The following is a 558-nucleotide window of genomic DNA, read 5'->3' on the forward strand; positions in this document are numbered from 1 at the left end:
GGGGGTGGTGGGTTTTTGTGGGGTGATGGGGGCGAGGATTTCTTGGAGTTGGTCGTGTAGTTGGTCGATGTGGCCGGAGTGTCCGGCGAAGTCGACGCCGGGGAGTTGCCAGCGCATGATGCGGTGGTGGGAGAGTTGTTGGGTGAGGTGGGTAATGGCTTGGGTGTCGCCGGTGATGGTGGTGGTGTTGGGTGCGTTGTGGGCGGCGATCCAGATGCGGGTGTTCCAGTGGTCGGGGTTGGCTATTTCCTGGATTTTTTCGGGTGGTGCGAGGACGCTGATCATGGTGCCGTGGCCGGTGAGGGGGAGGAGTGCTTTGCTGCGGAGGGTGGTGATGCGGGCGGCGTCTTGGAGGGTGAGGGCTCCGGCGGTGTAGGCGGCGGCGATTTCGCCTTGGGAGTGGCCGATGATGGCGTCGGGGGTGAGGCCGTGGTGTTGCCAGAGGGTGGCGAGGGCGGTCATGGTGGTGAAGAGGACGGGTTGGATTACATCGACGCGGTCCCAGGTGGGTGCTCCGGGTTGGCCGGTGAGGATGTCGGTGACGGACCAGTCGATGTA

Annotated in this window: 1 protein-coding gene; it reads right to left on the reverse strand. The window is 64.2% G+C overall.

Annotated elements, in window-relative coordinates; translation table 11 throughout:
- The coding region (locus tag NQU54_RS48790) for an acyltransferase domain-containing protein (RefSeq protein WP_257636685.1) at positions 1 to 558 on the reverse strand (558 nt) is incomplete at both ends.

The organism is Streptomyces malaysiensis subsp. samsunensis (assembly GCF_024519315.1).
Classification (GTDB): Bacteria; Actinomycetota; Actinomycetes; order Streptomycetales; family Streptomycetaceae; genus Streptomyces; species Streptomyces malaysiensis.